The sequence below is a fragment of the Kitasatospora sp. NPDC059571 genome (assembly GCF_042735675.1).
Classification (GTDB): Bacteria; Actinomycetota; Actinomycetes; order Streptomycetales; family Streptomycetaceae; genus Kitasatospora.
In genome coordinates this window covers 1-26,092 of record NZ_JBHWBW010000058.1, presented here as the reverse complement: position 1 = coordinate 26,092, position 26,092 = coordinate 1, and the positions used below count along the sequence as shown (strand labels likewise).

The 26,092-nt window shown below is 74.3% G+C and carries 25 protein-coding genes and 1 pseudogene; 13 read left to right on the top strand and 13 right to left on the bottom strand.

Annotation, left to right across the window (positions count from 1 at the left end; genetic code table 11):
* Positions 1 to 71: 71 nt before the first annotated feature.
* Positions 72 to 1,283, bottom strand: coding sequence for a beta-1,3-glucanase family protein (locus ACFV0G_RS09960; RefSeq protein ID WP_380544569.1), 1,212 nt, complete (start codon positions 1,281 to 1,283; stop codon positions 72 to 74).
* Positions 1,284 to 1,893: 610 nt separating this feature from the next.
* Between ACFV0G_RS09960 and ACFV0G_RS09955 the strand changes: the two genes are divergently transcribed.
* Positions 1,894 to 3,183, top strand: a complete 1,290-nt coding sequence (locus ACFV0G_RS09955; protein WP_380544566.1) for a DUF3533 domain-containing protein — start codon at positions 1,894 to 1,896, stop codon at positions 3,181 to 3,183.
* Between the two features lie 87 nt (positions 3,184 to 3,270).
* Here the strand turns inward: ACFV0G_RS09955 and ACFV0G_RS09950 are convergent, their stop codons facing one another.
* Both ACFV0G_RS09950 and ACFV0G_RS09945 read right to left on the bottom strand, forming a co-directional pair.
* Positions 3,271 to 4,032 (bottom strand): GNAT family N-acetyltransferase, encoded by a 762-nt coding sequence (locus tag ACFV0G_RS09950; protein WP_380544563.1) that lies wholly within the window; start codon positions 4,030 to 4,032, stop codon positions 3,271 to 3,273.
* Between the two features lie 346 nt (positions 4,033 to 4,378).
* Positions 4,379 to 4,582: pseudogene (locus ACFV0G_RS09945) on the bottom strand (RICIN domain-containing protein); the annotation flags it as partial.
* 107 nt (positions 4,583 to 4,689) lie between these two features.
* Here ACFV0G_RS09945 and ACFV0G_RS09940 point away from each other — a divergent pair.
* Together ACFV0G_RS09940 and ACFV0G_RS09935 are read left to right on the top strand one after the other, a co-directional pair.
* Positions 4,690 to 6,354 carry a sodium:solute symporter family protein gene (locus ACFV0G_RS09940; RefSeq protein WP_380544560.1) on the top strand — a complete coding sequence of 555 codons (1,665 nt, stop codon included), beginning with the start codon at positions 4,690 to 4,692 and terminating at the stop codon, positions 6,352 to 6,354.
* Between the two features lie 51 nt (positions 6,355 to 6,405).
* On the top strand, positions 6,406 to 6,822 hold the full coding sequence (locus tag ACFV0G_RS09935) for a hypothetical protein (RefSeq protein WP_380544557.1): 417 nt from the start codon (positions 6,406 to 6,408) through the stop codon (positions 6,820 to 6,822).
* Between the two features lie 15 nt (positions 6,823 to 6,837).
* Here ACFV0G_RS09935 and ACFV0G_RS09930 read toward each other — a convergent pair whose 3' ends face one another.
* The 3 genes from ACFV0G_RS09930 to ACFV0G_RS09920 form a co-directional block, all read right to left on the bottom strand.
* Positions 6,838 to 7,848 (bottom strand): LacI family DNA-binding transcriptional regulator, encoded by a 1,011-nt coding sequence (locus tag ACFV0G_RS09930; protein WP_380544554.1) that lies wholly within the window; start codon positions 7,846 to 7,848, stop codon positions 6,838 to 6,840.
* Between the two features lie 360 nt (positions 7,849 to 8,208).
* Positions 8,209 to 8,544: a hypothetical protein gene (locus tag ACFV0G_RS09925; protein ID WP_380544551.1), complete on the bottom strand. Its 336-nt coding sequence runs from the start codon at positions 8,542 to 8,544 to the stop codon at positions 8,209 to 8,211.
* On the bottom strand, positions 8,545 to 8,670 hold the full coding sequence (locus tag ACFV0G_RS09920; protein WP_380544549.1) for a hypothetical protein: 126 nt from the start codon (positions 8,668 to 8,670) through the stop codon (positions 8,545 to 8,547).
* A gap of 271 nt (positions 8,671 to 8,941) precedes the next feature.
* On the opposite strand from ACFV0G_RS09920, the gene ACFV0G_RS09915 reads away from it, so the two are divergent.
* From ACFV0G_RS09915 to ACFV0G_RS09890, 6 genes are all read left to right on the top strand, one after another.
* Positions 8,942 to 10,168, top strand: coding sequence for a glycosyltransferase (locus ACFV0G_RS09915; protein ID WP_380544546.1), 1,227 nt, complete (start codon positions 8,942 to 8,944; stop codon positions 10,166 to 10,168).
* 70 nt (positions 10,169 to 10,238) lie between these two features.
* Positions 10,239 to 12,638 (top strand): HelD family protein, encoded by a 2,400-nt coding sequence (locus ACFV0G_RS09910; RefSeq protein WP_380544542.1) that lies wholly within the window; start codon positions 10,239 to 10,241, stop codon positions 12,636 to 12,638.
* Positions 12,639 to 12,799: 161 nt separating this feature from the next.
* On the top strand, positions 12,800 to 13,066 hold the full coding sequence (locus ACFV0G_RS09905) for a hypothetical protein (RefSeq protein ID WP_380544539.1): 267 nt from the start codon (positions 12,800 to 12,802) through the stop codon (positions 13,064 to 13,066).
* 262 nt (positions 13,067 to 13,328) lie between these two features.
* Positions 13,329 to 13,955, top strand: a complete 627-nt coding sequence (locus tag ACFV0G_RS09900; protein WP_380544537.1) for an ArsR/SmtB family transcription factor — start codon at positions 13,329 to 13,331, stop codon at positions 13,953 to 13,955.
* Positions 13,952 to 15,262: an MFS transporter gene (locus ACFV0G_RS09895; protein WP_380544534.1), complete on the top strand. Its 1,311-nt coding sequence runs from the start codon at positions 13,952 to 13,954 to the stop codon at positions 15,260 to 15,262. Before ACFV0G_RS09900 ends, ACFV0G_RS09895 begins: the two co-directional genes overlap by 4 nt.
* Positions 15,263 to 15,511: 249 nt before the next feature.
* On the top strand, positions 15,512 to 16,240 hold the full coding sequence (locus ACFV0G_RS09890; protein ID WP_380544531.1) for a peptidoglycan-binding protein: 729 nt from the start codon (positions 15,512 to 15,514) through the stop codon (positions 16,238 to 16,240).
* Positions 16,241 to 16,356: 116 nt separating this feature from the next.
* Here the strand turns inward: ACFV0G_RS09890 and ACFV0G_RS09885 are convergent, their stop codons facing one another.
* Positions 16,357 to 16,971 carry a TetR/AcrR family transcriptional regulator gene (locus ACFV0G_RS09885; RefSeq protein ID WP_380544528.1) on the bottom strand — a complete coding sequence of 205 codons (615 nt, stop codon included), beginning with the start codon at positions 16,969 to 16,971 and terminating at the stop codon, positions 16,357 to 16,359.
* A gap of 37 nt (positions 16,972 to 17,008) precedes the next feature.
* On the opposite strand from ACFV0G_RS09885, the gene ACFV0G_RS09880 reads away from it, so the two are divergent.
* The 3 genes from ACFV0G_RS09880 (at position 17,009) to ACFV0G_RS09870 (ending at position 18,945) form a co-directional block, all read left to right on the top strand.
* Entirely contained in the window at positions 17,009 to 17,335 is a 327-nt protein-coding gene (locus ACFV0G_RS09880) for a rhodanese-like domain-containing protein (RefSeq protein WP_380544525.1), read from the top strand.
* Positions 17,336 to 17,546: 211 nt separating this feature from the next.
* Positions 17,547 to 18,191 (top strand): DinB family protein, encoded by a 645-nt coding sequence (locus ACFV0G_RS09875; protein ID WP_380544522.1) that lies wholly within the window; start codon positions 17,547 to 17,549, stop codon positions 18,189 to 18,191.
* Between the two features lie 4 nt (positions 18,192 to 18,195).
* Positions 18,196 to 18,945: a hypothetical protein gene (locus ACFV0G_RS09870; RefSeq protein ID WP_380544519.1), complete on the top strand. Its 750-nt coding sequence runs from the start codon at positions 18,196 to 18,198 to the stop codon at positions 18,943 to 18,945.
* Here ACFV0G_RS09870 and ACFV0G_RS09865 read toward each other — a convergent pair.
* Positions 18,914 to 19,504: a hypothetical protein gene (locus ACFV0G_RS09865; RefSeq protein ID WP_380544516.1), complete on the bottom strand. Its 591-nt coding sequence runs from the start codon at positions 19,502 to 19,504 to the stop codon at positions 18,914 to 18,916. The genes ACFV0G_RS09870 and ACFV0G_RS09865 overlap by 32 nt on opposite strands.
* A 197-nt stretch (positions 19,505 to 19,701) precedes the next feature.
* On the opposite strand from ACFV0G_RS09865, the gene ACFV0G_RS09860 reads away from it, so the two are divergent.
* On the top strand, positions 19,702 to 20,352 hold the full coding sequence (locus ACFV0G_RS09860) for a tetratricopeptide repeat protein (protein WP_380544513.1): 651 nt from the start codon (positions 19,702 to 19,704) through the stop codon (positions 20,350 to 20,352).
* A gap of 82 nt (positions 20,353 to 20,434) precedes the next feature.
* Here the strand turns inward: ACFV0G_RS09860 and ACFV0G_RS09855 are convergent, their stop codons facing one another.
* From ACFV0G_RS09855 to ACFV0G_RS09835, 5 genes are all read right to left on the bottom strand, one after another.
* The gene (locus ACFV0G_RS09855) at positions 20,435 to 20,776 is read right to left on the bottom strand and encodes a DUF1801 domain-containing protein (RefSeq protein ID WP_380544510.1); all 342 of its coding nucleotides are present in this window, start codon (positions 20,774 to 20,776) and stop codon (positions 20,435 to 20,437) included.
* Positions 20,777 to 20,989: 213 nt separating this feature from the next.
* Positions 20,990 to 21,664 carry an HAD family hydrolase gene (locus ACFV0G_RS09850; protein ID WP_380544507.1) on the bottom strand — a complete coding sequence of 225 codons (675 nt, stop codon included), beginning with the start codon at positions 21,662 to 21,664 and terminating at the stop codon, positions 20,990 to 20,992.
* On the bottom strand, positions 21,661 to 21,960 hold the full coding sequence (locus ACFV0G_RS09845) for a putative quinol monooxygenase (RefSeq protein WP_380544504.1): 300 nt from the start codon (positions 21,958 to 21,960) through the stop codon (positions 21,661 to 21,663). Before ACFV0G_RS09845 ends, ACFV0G_RS09850 begins: the two co-directional genes overlap by 4 nt.
* A gap of 135 nt (positions 21,961 to 22,095) precedes the next feature.
* Positions 22,096 to 22,656: a GNAT family N-acetyltransferase gene (locus tag ACFV0G_RS09840; RefSeq protein WP_380544501.1), complete on the bottom strand. Its 561-nt coding sequence runs from the start codon at positions 22,654 to 22,656 to the stop codon at positions 22,096 to 22,098.
* A 95-nt stretch (positions 22,657 to 22,751) separates the two neighbouring features.
* Positions 22,752 to 26,021, bottom strand: coding sequence for a type 2 lanthipeptide synthetase LanM family protein (locus tag ACFV0G_RS09835; RefSeq protein ID WP_380544498.1), 3,270 nt, complete (start codon positions 26,019 to 26,021; stop codon positions 22,752 to 22,754).
* Positions 26,022 to 26,092: the final 71 nt, after the last annotated feature.

Genomic DNA, 26,092 nt, shown 5'->3' with positions numbered 1-26,092 from the left:
TGCCGGCACCGTTGCCGGCAGCCCCGCCGCGCACGTGCGGCGCGCCGAGCGCCGACCGTGCGCACGACCCGTCAGCTGAACGGGTCGAGCGTCAGGTACGCCTGCTGCGGGCTGCCGTCGTTGACCAGCGACTCGTGGTGGCCGACGTCGTCGAAGGCGAAGGCGTACGCATTGCCGTCGGCCATCTGCGCGTGGATCGTGCGGGCGTACTGGTTGGTCACGGCATCCTGGTAGAAGCCGGCGCCGGAGGTGTCCGGCTGGTTCGGGTTGGTCAGCAGGGTGGTGCGGTTGTAGCCGGCGCACAGCGTGCGGGAGATCGGGCCGCGCACCAGGTCGTTGGGGGCGTCGAGCAGCTTGTAGCAGCCGAAGATGCTGTCGGAGTCCGGCTTCTGGAAGCTGGTGACCACCGCGCCCGCGGAGTTGGTGAAGGTCATGGTGGAGCCGGAGACGCGGCCGAAGTACTTCGTGTTCGGCTGGTCCGCGAACGGGGTGACGGCCAGCGTGCTGTTCGCGTATTTGGCCCAGACCCGGTTCACGTAGTCGCTCATCACGTTCGCGGGCAGCGCGCCGCCCTCGATGCCGTGGCCGGGCGCGAGGGCCCGCAGCACCGTGCCGTCCGAACGGGTCTGGATCAGGTTGGCCCAGCCGCCGGAACGGGCGCGCAGCGCGTTGTAGACGCCCTGGTAGCCGCCGGCCTTGAGGTGGCCGGTGCTGCGCACGGTGCCGTTGCCGGCCTTGACGCCGACGGCGTACGGCGCCGAGAACATGTCGACCTGGGTGCTGTTGATCCACAGCCCGGCGTCGTTGAGGGTGTACTCGGACCAGTTGAACAGGATGTCGTGGTTGGGGTCGGTCGGGTTCTGCACGGCCGGCTGGACGAGCCCGCCGGTGGCCAGCTTGAAGACCAGCTTCCGCCCGTAGGAGAAGTAGATCCGGCCGGAGAACTTGGGGATGCGGATCGTCGTGGAGGTGCCGGGGGCCGGCCCGGCGATCGCCGCGTCGGGCGCCGGCGCGGGCGGGTTGGCACCGGCCGGCCAGGCGTGGAACGTACCGCCGGCGTCGGCCCAGCCCTGCTTGCCGGTGGACAGTTGGGTGCCGAGGTCGTAGAGGTAGACCGGCTCGCTGCGGCCGGAGTTGTTGGTGACGGTGAGCTGGATGGTGGCCGGCACGGCGGCGTCGGCCCGGGTGCCGGGCGCGGCGACGGTGAGCCCGGCGGCGCCGACCAGCGCCAGCGCGGCAACCGGCGCGCTCCGGCGGAGGGACGGTGCTCGTCTCGTTCCCATGGGCGTTCTCCTCGGGTGGGGGACGGGGCCGTGGGGGCGGCCCCGGGTTCGTCCGGGCAGAGGGGTGCCGTACGGGCATGCCGGGCGGGCGCTGCGGCTCCCAATGGATGAGAGCGCTCTCAGACTGCGCCAGAGCACTGAGCATGTCAATGACTCGCGCCGGCTCGGCAGATATTCGCGGACTCTCCTGACGGAAGCCGCTACTGACGTCGCATCATGCAGGGAAGGGCTCGGCGAAGAGCTCTCGGCGCGGGGATGCCGGCGGCACTCGTCCGCCGCACGGCGCCGCGGAGATAGAGAGCGCTCCCAATCATGGGGCCGGTCGCGGCCAGGACGTCACCGATGGCGGCAAGGACGTCGTCCGGTCGGGTGGTCCGCACGTGGCGTGAGGCCATGTGGCGCGCTGCACCGGCCGGCCCGTCGGCACGGATGCCCCCGGGCCCCGGGCCGGGCCCGGGGGCCGCCGACCGGGTGACAGGCGGGACCCGCGGCCCGTCGTCGGCGGTGCGCACGGCCCGGCGGCGTAGCGTCGTGTCGGCGGCCCGTGGGCGGCTCCCCCGGGCGGCTCCCCGCGGCCGGCCGGGACGGCGACGACCCGGGAGACAGCGCGATGAAACCGTTCGACCGCTCCTACGGCGCGACCGCCCGGCAGGTGCTGGGCAACCCCAAGATCTGGATCATCCCCACCGTGCTGGTCGGCGTGGTCTCGTTCCTGCTCTCCCTGTTCTACATGGGCGGGATCCTGAACCCCCGCGCCGATCTCCACAGGCTGCCGATCGGGCTGGTGAACGCCGACCGCGGGGCGGTCCTGAACGGCCGCCAGGAGAACCTCGGGGCGCGGATCACCGCGGGCATCGCCGGCGCCCCCGACCCGGACGACCGCACCAACTGGGAGGTCCTCTCCCCCGCCGCCGCCCAGGAGCGGCTCGCCTCCAACCAGCTGTACGGGGTGCTGGAGGTCCCGGCGGACTTCACCGCGTCGGTCGCCGCGCTCGGCACACCGGCCGGGCAGTCACCGCCGCGGCCCGTCATGCGGGTGCTGACCAACCCGGGCTCCGGCAGCCTGGCCTCCTCGTTCGCCAGCAGCGTCGCCCAGCAGGCGGCCCATCAGGCGTCGCTCCAGCTCGGCAAGCAGCTCACCGCCACCGCGGCGTCCGCGGGCACGCCGGTGAGCAGCGCGGCGGCGCTGCTGCTGGCCGACCCGGTGACCGTGACCACCGAGGTCGGCCATCCGATCGGCTCGCACAGCGGGCTCGGCCTCAGCGCGTTCTACTACACCCTGCTGCTGGTGCTGGCCGGGTTCCTCGGCGGCAACATCATCGGCAACGGCGTGGACGTCGGCCTCGGTTATGCGGACAACGAGCTCGGGCCGTGGCACACCCGCCGTCCCACCATCCCGATCACCCGGACCCGGACCTTCGTGGTGAAGTCGGTGATGAGTCTCGCGCTCGCGGTGCTGACCTCCGGGCTGATCATGGCGGTCACGATCGGGATCCTCGACATGGACGCCGGGCACCTGCCGCTGCTGTTCCTCTTCTCGTTCTGCGCCAGCGCGGCGGTCGGGCTGGGCGTCCAGGCGATCAACGCCACGTTCGGCGGGATCGGGCAGCTGGTCAGCATGTTCGTGTTCATCGTGCTGGCGCTGCCGTCCTCCGGCGCGACCATTCCGCTGCAGGCGCTGCCGACGTTCTACCGCTTCCTGGCGCACTTCGAGCCGATGCGGCAGCTCAGCGACGGCATCCGGGCGATCCTCTACTTCGACGCACGGGCCGACGCCGGTCTCTCCCGTGCCTGGACGATGATCGGCGTGGGCACCGTGCTGGCGCTGCTGCTGGGCTTCGGCATGAGCGCCTACTACGACCGCAAGGGGTTGCGCCGGCTGATGCGGGACGCCTCGTGAGGGCGGCCCCGACGGCGGGCAACCCGTGACCGGGGCCGGGTGCGGGCGGCGGAGCGCGGCCGGAGCCGCGGCCCGCCGCCCCTGGCCTCAGGACTCCAGCGCGATGTAGAGGCGGGTGCCCCGCGGGCGGAAGCCGACCCGCTCGTAGACCCGGCGGGAGCCCTCGCCGGAGTACTCCAGCCAGACCGAGGCGGCGCCGCGGTCGAACATGGTGGCGCTGAGCGCTGCCGTGACCGCCGCGGCGATGCCGCGGCCGCGGAACGCCGGCCGGGTGCCGACACCGGCGAGTTCGCAGGTGCCGACGGCCGGTGCGGAGCAGCACGCGCCACCCGCGCAGCTCCCGTCGGGGGCCCGGACGAAGCGCACGGCCCCGCCGCTCTCCTCGGTGCGGCGCAGCCGGGCCGCGCCCTCCGGCGAGGAGCCGAACTCCCCGCTGAAGGCCTCGGACAGGGCCGCGTCGATGGTGGTGAAGTCCGCGTCGTCGGCCGGGATCTCGACCAGCGGGCCGGTCCCGTCCGTGAGTTGGGGCACCGTCAGGGTGTCCGGGGTGCAGACGAGGTACTCGTGCACCGCCTCGACGGTGAAGCCGGCCGTGTGCAGCGCGGCTTCGACGGCGGGGGCGGCGTCCGGTGCGAACTCGAGCCGGGGCTTGAGGCCGCGCTCGCGGAACGCGGTGACGAGCGAGGCGACGTCCGCGGCGGTGGGTGCGGTGCCGGGCAGCGGCGTCGCGTAGTTGATGAAGGGGCTGGTGGTGGAGGGGTCGAACCCCGCGACGAATCCCCCGGTCTCGACGACGACGGGACGGCGGCGGAGGTTGGCGACGGCAAAGCTCTGGACGTTGGTGTCCACGGTGGTGTTGACCTCACGAGATGACGTGGTGGGCGCGCCGCCGCCGTGCGGGACGGTCGGGCGGGCGCGAATGCCTGTCGGGCCCGGCTTCCGGGCCGGGGCCGTCCCGCGCGGGGACGGCGGCGGTGCGTCAGGCACCGCCCGTGGGGCCGCCGTGAGGAGACGTGCGTGGTACCGAGGGCCTACTGCGAGGAGTGGCCCGGTCAGTACCGGCGGCGGCCGCTGATGGGCGCCGAGACCATAGGACTTCGATCCTTCGTCATGTCTGTGGGTGGTGCGTTGCGGGGCCAACCCTGCCACGGTGATCGTGCACGCGCAAGGGTCGGCCCCGCACCGCAGGGCGGGATCAGCGCAGCCGCCACCGTTGGTCGTCGGTGCCGTTGTCGGTGAACTGCACCGCGCGGGCGCTGTCCGCGGTGGACATCCCGTCCACGCCGAGCACCTTGCCCGAGTGGGCGAACTGCACGGCCTGGGCGGAGTCGGCGGTCGACATCCGGTCGACGCCGAGGACCTTCCCCGAGTGCCGGTTGCGGATCCGGTACCAGCGGTCGGGTTTGGAACGGCCGGGGGCGAACAGACGGGCGGACGTCCGTTTCTGTCCGATGATCAGTACGGTGGCCCGCCGGCCTCCGGGGAGAGGGGCCACCGGGAATGCCCGTGCACCACCTGGCAGGCGCGATGCGCCTGCACGTCGACTGGGTCGACTACGCCGTCCTGGCCGTCTACTTCGCCGTGGTGCTCGGGATCGGCCTGGCCGCCCGCCGGTCCGTCCGCACCAGCCTCGACTTCTTCCTGTCCGGCCGGGCGCTGCCGGCCTGGGTCACCGGACTCGCCTTCGTGGCCGCCAACCTGGGCGCCACGGAGATCCTCGGCATGGCCGCGAACGGCGCCCAGTACGGTCTGGCCACGGTGCACTGGTACTGGGTCGGCGCGATCCCCGCCATGGTGTTCCTCGGCATCGTGATGATGCCGTTCTACTACGGCTCGAAGGTGCGCAGCGTCCCCGAGTACCTGCTGCGCCGCTTCGGCCCGTCCTCGCACCTGCTCAGCTCGGTCATCTTCAGCGTCTCCTCGGTGCTGATCGCGGGAGTGAACCTGTACGCGCTGGCGATCGTCATGCAGGCGCTGCTGGGCTGGTCGCTGTGGCTGTCGATCGTGGTGGCGGCCGCGTTCGTGCTGGCGTACATCCTGCTCGGCGGCCTGTCGTCGGCGGTCTACAACGAGGTGCTGCAGTTCTTCGTGATCCTGGCGGCGCTGATCCCGCTGACGGTGGTCGGGCTGCGCCGGGTGGGCGGCTGGCACGGGCTGAGTGGCAGCCTGGAGAGCGCGCACGGGCACGACTTCACCACGGCCTGGGGCGGCACGGGGATCGGCAGCGCGAACCCGCTGGGCGCCAACTGGCTGACCATCGTGCTCGGTCTGGGCTTCGTGATGAGCTTCGGCTACTGGACGACCAACTTCGCCGAGGTGCAGCGGGCGCTGTCCGCGAAGAGCCTGTCGGCGGCCCGGCGGACACCGCTGATCGCCGCGTTCCCGAAGATCCTGATCCCGGCGGTGGTGGTCGTGCCCGGGCTGATCGCGGCCGTGGTGGAGCCGGGGCTGGGCAGCGGCAATCTCCAGTACAACGACGCGATCCCGCTGCTCATGGGCGAGTTGCTGCCCAACGGCGTGCTCGGCATCGCGGTGACCGGCCTGCTCGCCGCGTTCATGGCCGGGATGGCGGCGAGCATCTCCTCGTTCAACACGGTCTTCACCACCGACATCTGGGAGCCGTACATCCGGCCGAACATGCCGGACGCGCACTACCTGCGGGTGGGCCGGGCGGTGACCGTGGCGGGTGTCGCGGTCGGGGTCGGGACGGCGTTCATCGCCTCGTCGTTCAGCAACATCATGGCGTACCTGCAGACGCTGTTCTCGTTCTTCAACGTGCCGTTGTTCGCGGTCTTCATCCTGGGCATGTTCTGGAAGCGGATGTCGCCCGCCGCGGGGTTCTGGGGTCTGCTCGCCGGTACGGCCGCCGCGATGGTCAACTACTTCTGGCTGTACCGCGGCGGGGTCATCGCCATCCCCAGCGACCAGGGCGCCAACTTCGTGTCGTCGATCGTCGCTTTCGTGGCCGGGACGGCGGTGAGCGTGGCGGTGACCCTGGTGACCGCGCCGAAGCCCGCCGCGGAGCTGAGCGGTCTGGTGCACGGTACGTCCGTCGCCGAGCACCCGCCCGCGCCCGAACCCGGCGACCGGGCCTGGTACCGCCGGCCGGCGCTGCTCGGCTGGGCGGCCGTGGTGGCGGCCGCCGGCTGCTACCTCCCGTTCTGGGCCTGAGCCCACCACGGCACCTGTCCCCCGGCCCGACGACCCTCAAGGAGCCCACCGATGACCGACCCCGAGCTGCCCGGACCGCGGTCCGCCCCCGACGACGCCTCCACTCCCGGTACCGCGCCCGAGCCCGCCCGGACCTCTGCGACAGCCGCCCGCCTCTTCGACATCCGGCGGGTGATCGGCGGCCTGTTCGTGCTGTACGGCGCCGTCCTCACCGCGGTCGGGACGTTCGACGGGCCGGCTGCGATCGCCAAGGCGCAGGGGGTGCGGATCAACCTGTGGACGGGCCTGGGCATGCTGGCCCTCGGCGCGGCCTTCCTGCTCTGGCTGCGGCTGAGCCCCCCGGAGGCGCCCGCGGAGGCACCGGCAGGAGCGCCGGACGAGTCGGGAGATGTCGGCGGCTCGGGCGCGGCCGGCCCGTTCGACGACGCCGGGGCCGTGGACTCGGGGACGGCCTCGAAGGCCGATTGAGACCGGCTCAGCCGTTCAGGACCGGCCGGCGGTCGACTCGCGGACGACGAGACGGTGGCCGGGCCGGGCCCGCCGGGGTTCGGCCGGCGGCGGTCCGGCGAGGCGCTCGACCAGGCAGTCGACCGCCAGCCGGGCGATCGCCTCCTTGTCGGGGGAGATCGTGGTCAGCGGGCTCCCGGCGTAGCGGCCCTCTTCGATGTCGTCGAAGCCGACCACGGCGACGTCCTCCGGGACCCGCAGTCCGCGGTCGGCGAGCGCCCGCATGGCGCCGATCGCGATCGTGTCGTTGAACGCGAACACCGCGTCGGGGCGGCCGCCGCGGTCCAGCAGGGCCGCCATCGCCCGTGCACCGTCCTCGCGCCCGTACGCGTCGGTGGCCACCACCAGGTCGTCGCCGGCCGGCAGCCCCGCCGCGGTCAGCTCCTCCCGCCAGCCGCGCAGCCGCAGGTGGGCCGGCTCCCGGGCACTCTCCCGGCGGGCGCCGAGGAAGGCGATCCGGCGCCGTCCGAGCCCGACCAGGTGCCCGACCGCCAGCCGGGCGGCCGCGACGTTGTCGATCGCGATGTGGTCGTACGGGACGTCGTACTCGCGCTCGCCGAGCAGCACCAGGGGGGACGTCTCGGAGCGGGCGAGCAGGTCGGCCGACTCCAGCTCTATCGGACTGAGGATCAGGCCGTCCATGACGTGCGAGCGGAAGCCCTGGCAGACCAGGAGTTCCTTGTCCCGCCGCCCGCCGGTGTGGTCGAGCAGCACCGTGTAGTCGTGCTCGGCGGCGGCGTCGATCACCGCGCCGGCGAGCTCGGCGAAGTACGGGTTGCCGAGTTCGGGGACGGCGAGCGCGATGATCCCGGTGCGGCCCTTGCGGAGGTGGCGCGCGGTCAGGTTGGGCCGGTAGCCCAGTTCGTCGATGGCCCGCTGGACGCGCTCGCGCATGGCGGGCGTGACGTGCTGGTAGCCGTTCACCACGTTGGAGACGGTCTTGATCGACACTCCGGCGCGCTGGGCGACGTCCTTCAGGCTGACCACGGTGTTCCTCTCGCCGGAGCGGTTCGGCCGGGCGCGGTGCAGGACACCCGCGGCCCCGGCGCCGCCGGCCAGCAGCGTACCCGCCGATCACCGCGCCGGCGACGAGATCGGCACCACGGCGCCCGGCGCCCGTCACCCGGCTCCCGCGCCGACCGGGCACCGCACGGCCTCGCGAACCCGGCAGCTGTCGGCCCGTGTCACGACCGTCCGCACGGCACGCGCCGTCCCGGGGTGCAGGAGCGGATCAATCGATCGCGGCATCGAGATGGCGGACGGTCTCCAGCCACTCCTCGATCTCGGCCGCGAGTTGTGGATCCTTGATCCGCCCCGCTGCCCGTTCCAGCTCCAGCCGGAGCGACATCATCGCCAGCCATGCGCGCTGATCCGTCCTGGATCGATCGCCGACCACCGCCCGCCGACACGCAGCCGATCGGCACGTTCGACAGCCTCCGACCGCGTTGCCGGAAGGCATCCCAGGAGGCGCCGCGCGAACGAATCCGGAGCGAGTTCCGGGTGCTCAATGCACCAGCCGTACCGGTCGGCAGTGGTGAGGTAGACACTCAGCCACTCAATCCCCATCGACGCCGGAATCCGTCCGGAGTCGATCGCCTCGACCAAGAACTCGACGGCGCGGTCGAAATCCGCCCGCGGGTGATTCTCCGGATCGGCCAGCGCGTACATGGCGTTCGTCTTCAACTAATCGCTGATCGCACCCCATTCCTGCAGGTGCAGGTCCACCGGGACGTGCGCGGCTATCCACGCGCGATGGTCCGCCGGGTCGTCGGCGCACAGCCGCTCGTACAGGTCCAGCGCCTCGGTCATCGCGGCTGCGGCCCCCTTCGAGCATCCGGTCGGGTGCGGATCGGGTCGAGGTGCGGTTCGGCACCGGCCAGGCCGGTGGCGGTCGCTGCGCCCGTCCCGGCAGCCTCTGCGCGCAGCGACGGTCCGTCCACGGAACAGCAAAGGCAAGGAGGGAAACCCACTCCTTGCCACTACTAACCTATAGCGCACCGGGGGCCTTGCGGCAAGGCCCCGGTCGTGCCGCACAATCGTCGCCTTGGGTCGGAAACCGGGGAAATGAGGGATCTGCGGAGTGCGTGTGCTGTTGTCGACGTACGGATCGCGCGGGGACGTCGAGCCGCTGGTGGCGCTGGCGGTGCAGGTACGGGCGCTCGGTGCCGAGGTGCGGGTGTGTGCGCCGCCGGACCGGGAGTTCGCCGAGCTGCTCGCCGGTGCCGGTGTGCCGCTGGTGCCGGTCGGCCCGCCGATGGGCACGATGGTGCGGCCGTCGTCGGCCGGGGCCGCGGCCCGGCGGGTGTCGGAGCTGGCGGGGATGTTCGACGCCGTCGCCGCGGCGGCCGAGGGCTGCGACGCCCTGCTGGCGACCGGCCTCGCGCACTTCGCCTCGCGCTCGGCGGCCGAGGCGCTGGGCATTCCGTACGTCTACGCGACCTTCTGCCCGTTCCTGCTGCCGTCGCCGCACCACGCACCACCGGCGGCGCTGCTGCCCGGCGAGCAGGCGCCGCCCGCCGGGACGGACAACCGGGTGCTGTGGGAGCTGAACGCCCGGGGCTTCAACGCGATGCACGGCACGGCCCTCAACGCCCACCGGGCCTCGATCGGCCTGCCGCCGGTGGACGACGTCCGCAGCTTCATGCTCACCGACCGGCCGTGGCTGGCGACGGACCCGGCGCTCGGCCCCTGGCAGGAGACCTCGGAGCTCGACGTCGTGCACACCGGTGCATGGATCCGGCCGGACGAACGCCCGCTGCCGGCAGAGCTGGTGGCGTTCCTGGAGGCCGGCGCACCACCGGTGTACGTCGGCTTCGGCAGCATGCGCGGCGTCCCCGAGGACACCGCCCGGGCGGCCATCGGGGCGATCCGCGCGCACGGCCGGCGCGCCGTCGTCGGGCGCGGCTGGGCCGGCCTGGCGCCGATCGACGGCCGGGACGACTGCTTCACCGTCGGCGAGGTCAACCAGCAGGCACTGTTCCGCCGGGTCGCCGCCGTGGTGCACCACGGCGGTGCGGGTACGACGACGACGGCCGCCCGAGCCGGCGCGCCGCAGGTGGTGGTGCCACAGGCGGGTGACCAGTCGTACTGGGCCGACCGGGTCGCCGGCCTGGGCATCGGCGCGGCGCACGACGGTCCGGCGCCGACCGCCGCGTCCCTGACGGCCGCGCTCGGCACCGCCCTGGCCCCCATGACCCGCGCGCGGGCGGGCGCCGTGGCCGACGCGATCCGCACCGACGGTGCGGCGGCCGCCGCGAAGCTGCTGCTCGACGCGGCCGCCGGCGCGAGGCCCGCATCGGTCGTCTGAAATCCGATGGAACGTCGGGCCGGAAAGCCCACTCCATCATTCGAGAGTCCTGAGTCAAAGGAAGCCCGCCATGGTCTCGTCGTCCCCCTCGTCGTCCTCACCCTCGTCCTCACCCTCGTCCTCAGACGAACTCGATTCCGCTGTCCGTACCGGGCCCCGCGGCGAGACCGGCGCGGGCGGCCACGGCTCCCGGCCCGCCGACGACCGGCGCGCCGCAGAGCTCCGCACGGAGAACGCCTACGTCGGCCAGCTGTACGACCACTTGGAGACCCAGCGGCAGCTCGTGGCCGGCCGGCTGCGCGAGATCCATCTCCAGGACAGGGGCGGGACACGCCAGTCCCGCATGGAGCGCGACACCATGGAGATCCACCACGTCCGGCGGCTGTCGGAGCTGCACGCCGCCGAGTACGGGCTCTGCTTCGGCCGGATCGAGAGCGCCGACGGCGAGCGGCAGTACATCGGCCGGATCGCCCTGGCGGACGACGACCACGAGCCGCTCCTCACCGACTGGCGGGCGCCGGCCGCCGAGCCCTTCTACCGGGCGACGCCCGCCGCACCCGGCGGGGTGGTGGGGAGGCGGCACCTGCGCAGCAAGGGCCGGACGATCGTCGACTTCGACGACGACGCCTTCGGCGTGGGCGCCGCCGAGGGCCGGGGCGCCGAGCAGCTCAGCGGGGAGGGCGCCCTGCTCGCCTCGCTGACGGCGGCCCGGACGGGGCGGATGGGCGACATCGTCTCCACCATCCAGGCCGAACAGGACCGGGTCATCCGCTCCGACCTCAGTGGCGTGCTGGTCGTCCAGGGCGGCCCGGGGACGGGCAAGACCGTGGTCGCCCTGCACCGCGCAGCGTACCTGCTCTACACCCACCGCGACCGGCTGGCCAAGCGGGGCGTGCTGGTCATCGGACCGAACACGACGTTCCTGCGCTACATCGACCAGGTGCTCCCCGCACTCGGCGAGAGCGAGGTCGTACTGAGCAGCATCGGCACGCTCTACCCGGGCGTCACCGCGACCGACGCCGGGACGCCCGAGGCGGCCGCCGTCAAGGGCGACGCCCGCATGGTCCAGGTGCTGACCGCCGCGCTGGACGGCCTCCGGCAGCTGCCGGAGGAGTCGTGGACCATCACCGTGGGCAGACGGTCGCCCCACCAGGAGGAGCTCCGGATCGGCCGGGCCCTCTGCGAGCGGGCCCACGCCGCCGCGCACCGGACGGGCGAGCCCCACAACGCCGCCCGCGCCGGCCTGGAGGAGCGGCTCTCCTCGGAGCTGGCCCTGCGGATCGCCAGGGACCGCGGCGGCGACATGGCCCTGGACGATGTGGCGGACCTCGCCGACGCCCTCGTCACCGAGCCCGAGTTCCAGGCCCTGGCCGACAGGCTCTGGCCGCGGCTGGGCCCGGAGCAGTTGCTCACCGCCCTGTTCGGCTCCCCGGAGCTCCTGGCGAGCGCCATGCCGGACTTCTCCGCGGCCGATCGCGCCGCCGTGCTGCGCGACCACCCGGGCCCGGACGGGGTGGCGACCGCCTGGACGACCGCCGACGTTCCGCTGCTCGACGAGGCCGCCGAGCTGCTCGGCCCGCTGCCCGGCAGCATCGCCTCCCGTCGGGCCGACGCCGCCGCCGAGGCCCAGGAGCTGGAGTTCGCGAAGCTCGTCCTGGAGGATTTCGGCGAGGGGCTGGCCGAGATCGACGCGGAGATGCTGGCCCGCCAGTACCGCGGCGCCGAGGCAGTCCGCCCCCTGGTCGAACGCGCGGCCGAGGACCGGACCTGGGGCTTCGGGCACGTGATCGTCGACGAGGCGCAGGAGCTGTCCCCGATGGACTGGCGGATGCTGACCCGCCGCTGCCCCGGCCGGTCCATGACGATCGTGGGCGACCTGGCGCAGACCGGCGCGCCGGCCGGGCTGAGCTCCTGGGGCGCGGCTCTCGACGAGTACACCGCGGGACGCTGGCGCACGGTGGAACTCTCCGTCAACTACCGTACGCCGGCCGAGATCATGCAGGCGACCGAGGGCGTCCTCCGGGCGGTCGACCCGGCGCTCGCCGCCCCCCGTGCGGTACGCAGCGGCGGGATCCGCCCGTGGAGCCTCCGGATCCCGGAGAGCGACCGGGGGCCGGCCCTGCGCGCCCTGGTCGAGAAGGAGATCGCGGCGCTGGACGGCGGCAGGGTGGCGATCATCCATGCCGCGGACTTCCCGGCCGAACTGATCGACGATCTGGCGGAGTTGGAGGGCGTCGCCCGCCATGACGGTCCGACGGCGCTGGATTCGTCCGTCGTCCTGATGACGGCCGCCCAGTCCAAGGGGCTCGAGTTCGACGCGGTCCTCGTCGTCGAACCGACGGAGATTCTCGCGGCGCACACCCGCGGCGTGAACGACCTCTACGTGGCACTCACGCGCGCGACGAGGAGCCTCGGGGTCATCCACAGCCGGGAGTTGCCGCAGATGCTGGAGGGCCTGGACGCTCGCTGACCACGGGACCGGCACCCGCGCGGCCGCGTCTCCATCAGGTTGCCGGTGCGGCCCCCGCCGCGCCGCGAATCCGGCCCGACCCGGCACCGGCGGACGACCCGCCCCGGAACGCCGGGCGCCCGGCGTGGTTTGAGCGGGCCCCGGCGTGCAACACGCCCGGCATGAGAGGACTCGTACCGTTCCTGCGGACGGCCGTCGCCGCCGCCGCCATCGTTCTGCTGGTCTGGATCGTGCTCGACCTGGCCGGGGCGGACCCGGGCAACCCTGTGGCGCACTGGTTCCGGTCGGCCGCCGACTGGCTCTCCGGCTGGTCCCGCGGGCTCTTCGCGCCGCAGAACCAGACCGTGCGGACACTCACCGACTACGGCGTGCCTGCCGCGGTCTACGCCGCCGCGGCCGCAGTGCTGGGCCGCTACCAGCGGGAGTGACCCCCCCCCCCGACGGCGAGGCTCGCCGCCCGGAGACCACAACCCGACCAGACCCGACCCCACCCGTCCCGCCCCATTCGTCCCGCCCCATTCGTCCCGCTCAACTCGTCCCGATCAACTCGTCCCGCGCCATTCGTCCCGCCCAACCCGACGCAGCCCCTCCCGCCCCTCTCCCCTCCCCCGCCCGGCGCCCCGGACCACGCCGTCCGCAGTGCCGGGCTTCTTTCTTGACAGATGGTCAAGAAATGTTGACCATTGACGAGTGACCGAACGAGACCCCTCCGAGGACGTCCTCCAGATCGAGACGGACCAGCAGTTGCACGCCGTCGGGAGCCTCCCGCGGCACCGCGTCCTGCGGGTGCTGCGCGACGGCCCCGCGACCATCACCCAGATCGCCGAGCGCCTCGGCATCGCCAAGGGCAGCTCCAACTACCACGTCAAGGTGCTGGCGAAGGCCGGCATCGTGCACGTGGTGGACACGCGCCGGGTCCGCGGCGTGACCGAGCAGTACTACGCGATCGCGGCCAAGGCGATCAAGCTCCCCGAACCCGGGGCGGGCGAGCCCGAGCACCTGGTCCGGCACGCCCTCGCCGACATGGAGGCGGCCACGGCACGCGACCAGCGGACGGTGATGCTCAAGCACGTCCGGATCGGCCGGGCCGCCTTCGAGGAGTTCGAGGAGCGACTGGAGTCCCTGGTCCGGGAGTTGGCCGCTCTCAGCACACCGGGCGAGGCACCGGCCGATCTGCTCCTCGCGTTCTACCGGCCCGGGGACACCGCGCCCGGCGCCCCGGCACCAGCACCCGCCGCCCCCACCGCATCCACCGGCCCCGCCGCCACCGGCGAGCCCGCCGACCGTGCCACCGAGAAGGGAACCGATACGCCGTGAGCGACCTCCGATCCCCCATGCCGACCGACTTCCGCCGGATATGGTCGGCCTCGGGTATCTCCGCCCTGGGCGACGGCATCTACACCTCCGCACTGCCGCTCCTCGCGCTCAGCCTGACGCACAACGCCGTCCTGCTCGGTGCGGTGGAGGCCTGCGCCCTCCTGCCGTGGCTCTGCTTCGGCCTGGTGGGCGGAGCCCTGGTCGACCGCTGGGACCGCCGCCGGGTGATGTGGCTGGCCGACCTCGGCCGGTTCGCCCTGCTCGTCGCGGTCGGCACCGCGGTGGCGCTGGGCGCCGCCGACATCCGGCTCGTCCTCGCCGCGGCCTTCCTGCTCGGCATCGGCCAGATCTTCTTCGACACCGCGTCCGTCGCCTACCTGCCCGAACTGCTCGGCCGCGACGCGGATGCGCTCCAGCGCGCCAACTCCCGCCTGCAGGGCACCCAGCGGGTCCTCGAGGGGTTCGTCGGGCCGCCGACCGGCAGCTTCCTGTTCACCCTCGGCCGGTCCGTGCCGATCGTCGCCGACGCGGTCTCCTTCCTGTTCAGCTCGCTGGTGATCCGGTCGCTGCCGCGGACGCCGCCCAAGCCGGCCCGGCCGCACCGCCCGATCCTCAAGGACGCGCGCGAGGGCGCCGCCCACCTCTTCCGCAACCGGCTGCTCCTCGGCCTCTCCCTGCGCCCCGCGATCGGGAACTTCGCCTTCCTCGGCATCAGCGCGATCCTCGCCCTCTACGTCCACGAGACGCTCCACCTGGGCACCGCCGCCTACGGCATCTTCCTGACCACGGAGGCGGTCGGCGGCCTGGCCGGGACCGCGCTCGCCGGACGGCTGACGGCACGGCTGGGCACGGGCGGGACGCTGACGCTCACCGCCCTCGTCGAGGCGGTGGCACTGCTGGGGATCGGGCTCTCGGCCAACGCCTGGTTCGCCGGCGCGGGCTTCGTCGTCCTCGGCGCGGCCATGGGCGCAACCATGGTCCTCGGCCCGTCGATCCGGCAGGCGATCGTGCCGGACGAGCTGATGGGCCGGGTCACCGCGGCCGCACGGCTGCTCGCGCTGAGCGCGGGTCCGCTCGGCGCACTGTTCGGCGGCTGGCTGGCCACCGTGGCGGGGCTGCGCGCACCGTTCTTCTTCGGTGCCGGGATCCTCGGCGTGATGGTGCTCGTCGCCGCACGCCTCACCAGCAACAGTCGGATCGACGCAGCGCTCGCCGAGGCCGCAGCGGCCCGGCAGGCGACTGCCCCGGAGCCGGTGGCTGCCTCGGAGCCGGCCGCTGCCTCGGAGCCGGCCGCCGCCTCGGCCTGAGCCGACCGACAGGCGGCGGTCGGCGAAGGGCGCCGGTCGGTCGGCCACCGCCCCGCGCCGACCCGCCTTCGCTCGCGAGCAGTCCGAACCGACCACTCCGGACTCAGGTTCGGACGCGCCACGGGATGCCACCCCCCGACTGTTAGCTTCTCCCGGCGGCCGCGCCCAGTGCACGGCGCAGCGGATCTGCCGGCCGGGCTGCCCCCGGACGGCCGGGCCGAGCGGACGGGCCGAGCGCACGGGGAGCTGATGGCGCAGCGGCAGGCAGAGGACCGGCCATGGCTGGTCGACGACGAGACGCTGGTACGGCCGTTCGTGCGCGGGCTCGGTTCGGACGCGGTACTGATCCCATCTGCCTGGATCGCCCGCAGCGGCGCACCCACCCGACCCCCCGGGCCGACGGTGGCAGGAGCAGCGCCCGGCCCTCTCGTCGGCGGGCCGCCGGGGCCGACCCGCGACACCGCGCCCGCGGCGACCGCCCGACGCCGCCTGGTGACCGCGGTCCTCGGGGTGCTGCTCGTGATCGGCGCAGCATTCCTGCTGCTGCGACCGGCTCCGGCTGAGCCCTCCGCCGCACCCGCGCCGACCGTCTCACGACCCGACCTGCCCGCACCCGTCCCGGGCTCCCCGGCCGGCGGCGGCCCCACCACCTCCCCGCCCCGCGCCGCGAATCCGACCGCGACAGCCCCCCGACCGGTAGTCTCGGCCCCCGCCCCGGACGGGAGCACCGCCACCCACCAGGGCGGCGGACGGGCAGCGGCAGCATCGGGCACGCTGCACGCCGGGGACTCCGGCCCCGCCGTCGCACGGCTCCAGCAGCTGCTCTTCGGTCAGGGCAAGACGTACGTCGCGGTGACGGGCACCTTCGACAGCGCCACCGTGCAGGCCGTCCGCGAGGTGCAGCAGGAGCGTTCGATCACCGCGGACCCTGCCGGGGTGTACGGTCCGGCCACCCGGACCGCGCTGGAGCAGAACTGACACTGGACCAGCACTGACACTGGACCAGCACTGACACTGCGCCGGCCGGGGCTTCGCGCAGACCGTCGGGGTCGCGGGCCCCGGGTCCGAGCGTCGGCCCGGCGCGGTCCGGGTTGTCACATCACCGCGTGGGCGAGGCGGAGCAGGCCGCTGCGCATCCGCTGTTCGCCGAGTTCCGGCAGGAGGGCGGCGACGTGGTCGGCCGCGAGGCCTGCCAGCAGGGCGTGGGCGGCCTGGTCGGGGTCGGGGGCCGTGGCGAGCAGGATCGCCAGATGGCGGTGCCAGAACCGGTAGGCCCCGATCCGGTACCGGGCACCCGGGGTGGCGGTCTCGGACATCCGGACCAGGGCCAGGTGCTCCAACAGGTAGCCGAAGTAGGCGTTGACGAAAGCGTCGAGCCGCTCACCGGCCGGGGCCCCGGGGCCGAGCGGGGGCGGCCCGTGCAGGATCCCCTCCTGCAGGACGCGTTCCCGGGCGTCCAGCAGCGCGGCGGCCAGCCCGGACTTGTCGCCGAAGCGGCGGAACAGCGTGCCCTTGCCGACACCGGCGGCCGCAGCCACCTGGTCCATGGACACCGCCTCGACGCCCTGCTCGGCGAACAGCCGGGCGGCCGCCTCCAGCACCGCGGCCCGGTTGCGGGCCGCGTCTGCGCGCTCCTTGGGCGGCGGCGTGCGCAGCAGGTCGAGCGGGACTGCCGAAACGGACTGCGGTCCGTTACTGTCGTGAGCCATAAGAGGACTGTAGTCCGATTCCCTTGGAGGTAGCGACATGACCGCACTCATCACCCGCGACGAGCTGGCGGCAGCGATCAAGGCCGACGCCGTGACCGTCGTCGACGCGCTCGGCGGTGAGTACTACGCCCGGCAGCACCTGCCCGGCGCCTTGGCGCTGGCGCCGGCCGACGTGGACGCCCGGGCGGCCGCCCTGCTCCCCGACCGCGGTGCCGCGATCGTCACCTACTGCTCCAACCCGGCGTGCCCGAACAGCGGACAGGTCGCCGGCCGCCTCACCGCCCTCGGCTACACCGATGTCCGCAAGTACCGCGAGGGCATCCAGGACTGGGTCGAGGCGGGGCTCCCCACCGAAAGCGCCTGAGCGGGGCCGGGAGGGGCGACGACCCGTACGACGTCCACGCCCCTCCCGGCGCAAGTCTCAACGCGGCCAGGCCCCGTACGGCCCGGCAGCTCAGCAGCTCGGCGGCCCGGCGGCCCGGCGGAAATTGAGCGGCGGTGCGGTGCCGGGTCTGCGAGGCTGGCCCGTCAGTACGTCCGACCCCGGACCGTCGCAGCCCGCATCGGAGCGTCCAGTGATTCCGTCCCGCCTGGTCCCGTTCCTCGATCAGTTCGACTTCGCGCACCGGCGTCTCGCCGACCGGATGTCGGGACCTGCCCTGGACAGCGGCGACGGGACGGAGATCCCGGTCGGCGCGATGACCGGCGAGGAGTACCTCTGGGAACCGGTGCCGGACTGCTGGTCGCTGCGGCGGCGGGCGGACGGGCCGGGGCCGCGTGCGACCTTCCTGGCCGGAACGGGTGAGTGGGGGCGGGATGCCGCGTCCTACCCGCACCCCTGGCCGCCGCCGTTCACCACGATCGCCTGGCGCCTGAGCCACCTCACCGAGATGCTCACCCTGCGCGCCGACCACACCGCCGGCAGCCACTCCCTGACCAGGGACGACCACCCGGTCCCCGCGGACGCAACAGCAGCGGTCGCCGCCCTCGACGCCGGGGCGGCCGCCTGGCGCAAGGCGCTGCTGGGCGTCGACGACCGCGACCTGGACACCGTCGGACTCTGCACCTATCCGCACGGCAGCGACCCGGAGGAGCCCTTCCTCGACATCGTCTGGTGGGTCAACCAGGAACTCCTGCACCACGGCGCCGAGATCGCCCTGATCCGCGACCTCTACCGCGCACACCGGTCGCGACCGCGCACCGGGCAGGTCCTGGGCTGACGGGATGACGGCATTCCCGGGCTTCGGCGAGCTGGTGGCGCGATTGTCGGACCACCTGCGGCTGGACACCGCTGCCCTGGCCCGGTCGGCCGGGCTCCCGGCGCCCGAACTCCGCGCCGTATTCGACGGCTTGACACCCACCGGTGCACAGCTCCGACGGCTCGCACCCGCCCTCGGCCTGCACACCGCGGACCTCTTCGCGATCGCCGACGTGGTGGTGCCGGACGAGCTGAGCCCTTTGGACCGGAATGCCGCACCGCGGATCCCCCGGCTCGTCGGCACGGCCGTGGTCCTGCCGCAGGAACGCAGGGACGAGTTGCAGCGGTTCGTCCGGTCACTGCCGCAGGAGCCCCGCGTGCGGCCCGTCCCGGAACCGCGGCCCTATGAGCGGTACGAGCACGGGGGCGGCGGTGCCCTGCTGATGCGCATGGCGGCGAACCGGAACCTCGGCCGGACTGCCGCGGCCCGCACGTTCCTCCTCCTGACCGGCCGGTACTGGTCCGCAGCCACGTACGGAGCCGTCGGCCGCGGCCGCATCCCGCTCACCCCGGACCTGGTGGCCGACTTCGCCACCGTCCTGGGAATCCCCACCGGCATCCTGGCCGCGCTGACCGGCATCGAACCGGCCGGCGCCGCCCCGGCACAGGATCGGGCGACGACGTACGCTGCCGAGATCATCTGGGACGCCCGCCGTCTGTCCGCCGACCAGCTCCGGAGGTGCACTACGGTGGCGCAAGCCCTGAAGCAGCACTGACGCGCGCGGCAGTTCCCTCCACGGCCTCGACCCGCCGCGCCGAAACGGTGTTACCCGCCCGCTCGGCCCGCCCTCCGCCGTCCACGACGGCGCTCGTCCGTGGCCTGACGATCACCGGGCAGGAGGTCCACAGCTCCGCACCGGCCGTGATCAACTCCAGGACGGCGCGCCGCTCGTCGGGAGTCCACCCGGGGCACTCGCCCCCGAACAGCTTCTCGTAGGCGCTGTTGTGCACCGCACCCTGTCGGGGCAGCCGGTCGACCGCGTCGAGCCCGCGGGCGAGGTCCTCGAAGAAGTTCCACGCGCTCAGCACCGGGCCCGGTGGTACCTGCCGGCGGACCGGGTCCGCCAGCCAGTGCTGGACGCGGGCGAGTTCCAAGGTGTTGGCCGAACAGGTGGCCAGGCCGTGGCCCCGTCGGCTCGCGTACAGGCGAGCCTGCCGCACGGTCACGAACAGCGGCACGCAGCGGCGACCGCCCTCCGCCAGGGCCGCGACCCGGTCGGGTTCATCGCCCCCGCCGATCCACAGGACCACCCCGCTGCGGCCGATCCCGCGCACGCGATAGGCGTAAGGACTCTCGCACTCGCCGCCGCAACGTCCGACTGCGCACCCATCCGCCGACTCGATCTCCGACACGCCCCCACACTGACACGGCCCTGCACCGGCACGCACCGACGCACGGCGACGACATCAGGCGTCCGCGGCGCATCGGCTGATCGTCAGACCGGTCTGCGCGCGATCGATACGATCACGTCATGACAGCGGACGAACGAATCAAGCAGGCCGAACTCCTCTACGAACGTGCCGTTTTCGGCGGCGAGAGCAGTGCACTCGCCACCGCCGACCGGGGCCTCGACGGGGTCGAGGCCGACCTCGCGCTGGCCCGCGGCCGGGTGATCCACGCCCGCTTCCTGGAGGAGCGGGTCGAGGACGTGCGGGAGCTGGAGCACTTCGAGCGTGCGGCGGAACTGTACGGGCGGCTGGGCGACGTGCGGGGCGAGGGCGAGGCGGTGTTCTGGGTGGGCGCCTTCCACCAGGTGGTCCGCGACGACACCGGGACCGCCCTTCCCTCGTTCGAACGTTCCCTGGACCTCGCCACCCGGGCCGGCGACCGGCTGACGGCGTCCTACGCCCTGCGGCACCTCGGCTTCGCCGAGCACATGGCCGGCCGGCTCGACGAGGCCCGTACGCACTTCGAGGAGTCCACCCGGCTCCGCCGGGAGCTGGGATTCCTGCCGGGGGTCGCGGCGAACCTGATCGGGCTCGCCCACCTCGCCGCCCAGCAGGAACGACGCGACGACGCGGCCGCACTGCTCAAGGAAGCCACGCAGCTCGCCGAGAGCACCGAGTCCCACGGCGTGCTGCGCTGGGTGGCGGCGGCCCGCACGGAGCTCGACCTGCCGTGAGGCACCCGCCGACGTCCGGAGCCGGAACCCGAGCCGGGGCCGGGGCCGGGGCCGGGGCCGGACCGGGGCCAGGGCCAGGGCCTCAGGCCGTCAACTCGGCGCGGACGAAGTCGCGCAGTTCACCGTCGTCGATGTCCGCCGCGTCCGCGGAGCGCAGCCGGATCGTCGCCTTCCCGCTCACCAGCGTCGGATGCCGGGAGGTGAAGCCGGCATCCCGGTCCGCGCCCCACCCGTAGATCGAGATCCCGTGCTGCCACGCCCCGATGTGGAGCTTGCGGCTGCCGACCCGGTAGGTCGGCATCCCGTAGGCGAGCACCGGCACCGTCCCGGGGAACTCCTCCACGATCAGCCGGTCCACCCGGTCGAACAGCGGCCGGTGCTCGGGGTCGATCCCGTCGATGTACGAGCGAACATCAGCGTCCATGCCGCCCATTCTGATCGCACACCCGCCCCTGCCGCCCGTCTCCGGCGCCCGCGAGCGGTGCCCGGTCCCGATCCCGATCCCGCCCCGATCCCGGTGCACGGTCGGGGCGCCCGATCCCGGTGCACGGTCGGGGCGCCCGATCCCGGTGCACGGTCGGGGCGCCCGATCCGGTCCGCCGTCACCGCAGCATCGGGCGGCGGCGGACCTCGGTGGTCACACCTGGCCGGTGAGGGGTGCGAGCGCGGTGCGCAGGTCGTCGGGGTGGCGAAAGTGCAGGGCCGTCATGCCGACGGCGCGGGCCGCTGCCACGTGGCCGGGGGTGTCGTCGACGAACAGGCAGCGCTCGGGTGCGGCGCCGACGCGGTCCGCGGCGGCCAGGAAGACCCGGGGGTCCGGCTTGGCGGCGCCGATGCGGGCGGTGTTGACCACGGTGTCGGCGAGGTCGGCGAGCCCCTGGCGGGCGAGGTCGTGCTCCAGGCGAGTGGTGCCGTTGGAGACCAGGGCCACCCGGGCGTGGGCGCGGGCGGCGGTCAGCAGGGCCACCACCTCCCGGTCCACCTCGGGGAGCTGCTCGGACCAGGCGGCGACCACCGCGTGCGCCAGGTCCGGTCCGCAGACCGCCGCCAGGTCCTCGGTGACGGCGGTGCGCCACTCGGCATCGGTGACGGCGCCGGTCACCGCGGGGTGCAGCCTCGCCGGGGCGAACGCGGCGCCCAGGAGAGTGCCGGGCGGCAGGCCGTGGGCCCGGTCCAGGGTGTCCGCGGGCGGCCAGTGCCGCAGGACCCCGTCGATGTCGCAGAGCACGGCGTCGAACGGCCCTCCCTCGGGGCCGGATTCGGGCCGGGAGGAAGCCGTCCGGGCGGCGGGGGCCGAGGCGGTGTCCGTCATACCCCGAGCCCTCCGGCGACCGTGAGCTCCTGCGCGGTGAACTCGCCGGTCAGCAGGGGCATCGCCGTCCGGATCGCGGCCGCCGTCTCGGGCAGTTTCAGCGAGGCGTCGTGGTGCTCCTTGCTCTCCCAGACCTCGGTGACCCAGATGATGTCCGGGTCGGTCTCCGACACGTTCACCACGTACAGGTGGCAGCCGGCCGCCCGCAGGCCGTCGGCGCCGCCGAGGAGGATGTCCACCACCTCGTCGCGGTGGCCGGGCCTCACCCGCATCGATCCGATATAGCCGTAGCGCACGCCGTGTCCTTCGGGGGTCGGTGCGGCCGCCGTGCTCCGGGTCGCGGTGGCGGGCGGCCCTGACGGTCCGTCGCCGGTGACCCTACGCGCCGCGGCCCGCGACCGGAACCCTCGCCACGGCGGGGCCGGGCGCGGTCACCAGGCGTCGCCGTCGCGCCAGTCGCAGGCCAGCTCCCCGGCGAGGTCGAGCGGCACCTCGGTGGCGGGGTGCAGCGGCAGGACGAGGATCCAGCCGTCCTCGTCGGGGGTGCGGACGACGCCGTGCGGGGTGAGCGCGCAGGTCGGGCCGAGCCAGCTCTGCCAGCCGCGGGCGGCGTAGAAGGCGACGGCCTGTTCGGTGCTGCCGAGGGCGGCCAGGTCGTAGGCGCGGCGCGCGACCCGCTCGAGTTCGGCCATCATCGCGGCGCCGTAGCCGCGCCCGCGGGAGCCGGCGCGGACGGCGACGCCCTCCACGTAGCCGGTGCGCAGGGCACGGCCCGCGTGCAGCAGGCGGCGCTGGACCAGCGCGGCGTGGCCGACGAGCTCGCTGCCCTCCCAGACCAGTGCATGGACGCCGCCGAGGCAGTGCTCCCAGTCCTCGTCGGTCATCTCGGGGGCGAAAACCTCGTCGAGAAGCCCGCGGGCCGCGGCGAGCGTCTCCTCGTCGAGGTCGGCGGTGTGCAGAACGGCGGTGCGTACCAGGGACACCCGGGCCATGTGCGCCATCCTCGCACCGGGCCATGGGCCCGGCGAGCCGTTTTCCGGCCTGCCGGTGCAGCGGCGGCCGCCGGAGGGCGGCCCGGGCGGGGGCGTCACGCGGGCCGCGGCGGTTGCAGCGCGAGAACGGACGGTACGCGGTCGGGGGCCGCCAGCCGCAGCAGGCCGTGCCCGATCCCGGCCACGCCGACCATCAGGGAGGGGCTCTCGACGCCGCGCGGCAGGCCGCACACCCAGCCCCGGCGGTCCAGGTCGTCGAGCACGGCGGCGGCCCGGCGGGCGTCCGGCTCGCCGGCGACGGCCAGGACGTCGAGGTTGCCGAGGTCGCCGTGGCAGAGCGAGAAGTCCCGGCCGAAACCGTCGGCGGCGACGGTGGCGAGCGCGGCCTTCCGTTCCGCACGCAGCTCCGGGTCGTCCAGCAGGTCGGCGGTCTCGGCCCGGGCGAGTGCGGCGCCCGCCGCGCCGTGGCACCACAGCACGGGGTAGGAGGGGCCGTCCGGGGTGCCGTCGGCGCGGACGTCGCGCCAGTTCCCGGCGGCCGGGTCGTAGAGGGTGCGCTCGTGGACGAGGGCGGCGTGCGCGAGGTCGGCGAACCGCCGGTCGCCGAGCAGCCGGGCGGCCCGGGCGAGCGCCCAGGCGATGCCGGAGCAGCCGTGGGCGAAGCCGGCCAGCGGGCGGCCGGCGGTCGCGGCGAGCGGTTGCGGCAGCCAGCCGGTGCCGCCCTCCGGGTGGGGGCGGCCCTGCTCGGCCAGGTGCGCCGCGCAGCGGGCGAGGGCGTCGGTGACGGCTGCGCCGGGGCGGACGGCGGCCCAGGCGGCGAGTCCGCCGATGGTGCCGGCGCTGCCGCTGACGATGTCGTACCAGGTGTCGTCGGCGGCGGTGGCCGCGGCCCGGGCGACCAGGGTGTCGCCGAGTGCGGCGAGTTCCGGGTCGGGCCGGTCGGCGGTCAGCTGGGCGAGGGTGTAGAGCAGGCCGCCGGTGCCGGTGAGTCCGCCGCCGAGGCGGTCGGCGCGGCGGCGGATCTGCCGCCGGAGGGTGGCGGTGGCGGCGTCGGCCGCGGCGCGGTGGGCGGGGTCGCCGGTGAGGTGGGCGAGGCGGTCGAGGAAGAGCACGACACCGCCGGTGCCGCTGTAGAGGTCGGGTCCGAGTTCGGCGGGGACCCACCGGCCGGGCGGGGCCCAGTTGGGTCCGGTCCAGGCGAGGTCGCCCGGCCCGCGGTAGGCCCGGCGCAGCAGGTGGTCTGCGGCGTCGGCGGCCTTGGCGAGGGCGCGTGCGGCGACGGCGCTCGCGGCGGCGTCGGGTACCGCGCCGGGTTCGGACGTGGACGCAGGTGCGGGAGCGGACACGGTGCGCACGGTGGCGGCGGTCGGCAGGCCGGCAGTGGTGCGACGCGGTTCGGCGGCGCCGTCGGCGGTGGTGACGGAGAGCCGCAGCAGCTGGCGCTGGCGGGCGAGGTCGTCGGGGCCGAACGCGTCGAGTTTGGCGAGGGCGGCGTCGAGTGCCGGCCGGTCGGTGACGCCGGGGATGCGGACGCCGGCCGCGGAGCGGGCATCGGTGCTGTCGGGGCGGATGGTGAACACCGGGACGTCGTTGTTCCACAGGTCGGCCCGCTCGTGCGGGACGAAGGCGGCGATGCCGTCCTCCCAGGCGGCGAGCGCCCAGAGCCGGTCGAGGTGGCGGTCCTGGTCGAGCGCGTCGCGCAGCAGGTCGGGGTGGCAGGCGGTGGCGAGCAGGCTGCGGTACTCCAGGGTGTCGCGGCGCAGCAGCCTGGTCTCGTCGCCGGCGAACGCCGTCAGCAGGCCGCGGACGTGCGTCCGGTCGGCGAGCAGCAAGCGGTACGCCTCGGTGAAGCCGGCGTCGAGGTCGTCGGCGTGGTCGGCGAGGTGCAGCGGCCGGCCGGGCGGCACCGGGCGGCTGCCGGGGGCGTCGACCGGGGCGGGGCGGTACTCGATGCGGATGTCGTCGGTGCCGAGGCCGACCACCTCGGGGGCGGGCCGGGGCGGCAGCCGTTCCGGGTCCCAGCCGAGGGCGGACAGGTCGGTTCCGCCGTTGCCGTCCTCGTCCCACATGCGCTGCGGGAGGAGGCCGGAGCGCAGGACGGAGTGGGCGGCGTCGTGGCGGGCGAGGCGTTCGGCGTGCCCGAGGTCCTTCTCGGGTTCGCGCAGGTCGGGGTGGAGGAGGGCCTCCAGGTCGATGAGGACCGGCTGGTCGCCGACGGCGAGCAGGTTCTGGGCGTGGCAGTCGACGGCGTCGGTGAGGTGGAGCAGGGCGGTGAGGGTGCCGGCGCGGTGGTAGAAGGCGCGCAGTTCGGTGTCGTCGCGGCAGGGTCGGGCGGTGAGGTGGGCCATCCAGCCGTAGCCGTCGCGGGTGAGCAGCGGCACTTCCAGCAGGGGCAGCCGCAGGTGCGGGTTGAGGCGGCGGAGCAGCTGCTGGAAGTGTGCGTCGACGTCGAGCGGGCGCGGTTTGTAGATGATCCGGGTGCCGTCGGCGAATTCGAGGCCGGTGACGGTGGCTCCGCCGCGGTGGGCGTCGCCGAGGCCGGTGCGGATCGCGGTGAGCGGGCCGGGGTCGGTGCCTTCGGCGAAGGTGCGGACGAGGTCGGGCAGGTCGGCGGCCAGCCGGCGCAGCAGGGTGAGTGCGTTGTCGGCCCACTGGTCGGCTGCGGTGGCGAGCCTCCGGGCGAGGACGGGGTGTTCGGCGAGGATGCGGACGGCTTCGGCGGGGTCGGCGATGGTGCGCAGGAAGTGCTGGTAGCGCTGCTGCGGGGTGTCGCCGGTGAGGCGTCCGGTGAGCCGGGCGACGTGGAGTTCGACGATGAGGGTGCGGACGGCCATGGCGTGCGCGGTGCCGGTGAGGGCGGGCAGCAGCCGTGCGGTGAGCTCGTCGGGGGTGCCGAGCGGGGTCCGGCCGAGGGTGGCCGCGCCGGCGGTGAGGCGGTCGCGCGCGGCGGCGAGCAGCGGGGCGGCGAGGGCGGCGAAGGGGTGCTCGTCGGGGATCGGCAGCGCGGTGGCGCCGGGGGCCTGCTCGTAGGCGTCGGCGAGGCGGTCGGCCCAGGGTTGCGGGCCGAGGCGGTCGGCGAGGTGGTCGGGGTCCTCGCCCAGGAGTCGGCCGAGGTCGTCGGGGTGGAGCCCGTCGGCGGCCAGTCGGCGTTCGAACCAGCCCGGGGTGTCGAACGGGCGCTGGGCGCGCCAGCGTTCGGCGGCCCGGTCGGCGCGTGCCGCCCGGTCGGCGCGTGCGGCGCGTTCCGGGTCGGTGCCCGGCTCGGTGTGCGGGCCGGTGCCGGGCGGGGTCGGTGCGGGGCGGCCGCGGTCGGCGAGCGCGACGGCCCTGGCCGCGGCACGGCGCAGCTCGGCGGTGTCCACCACGGTCGGGCGCCTTCCTCGAACGGATCGGTGGGTCCGGCCCGGGGGCGGGGGGGGGGCGGCGGGGGCGGCGG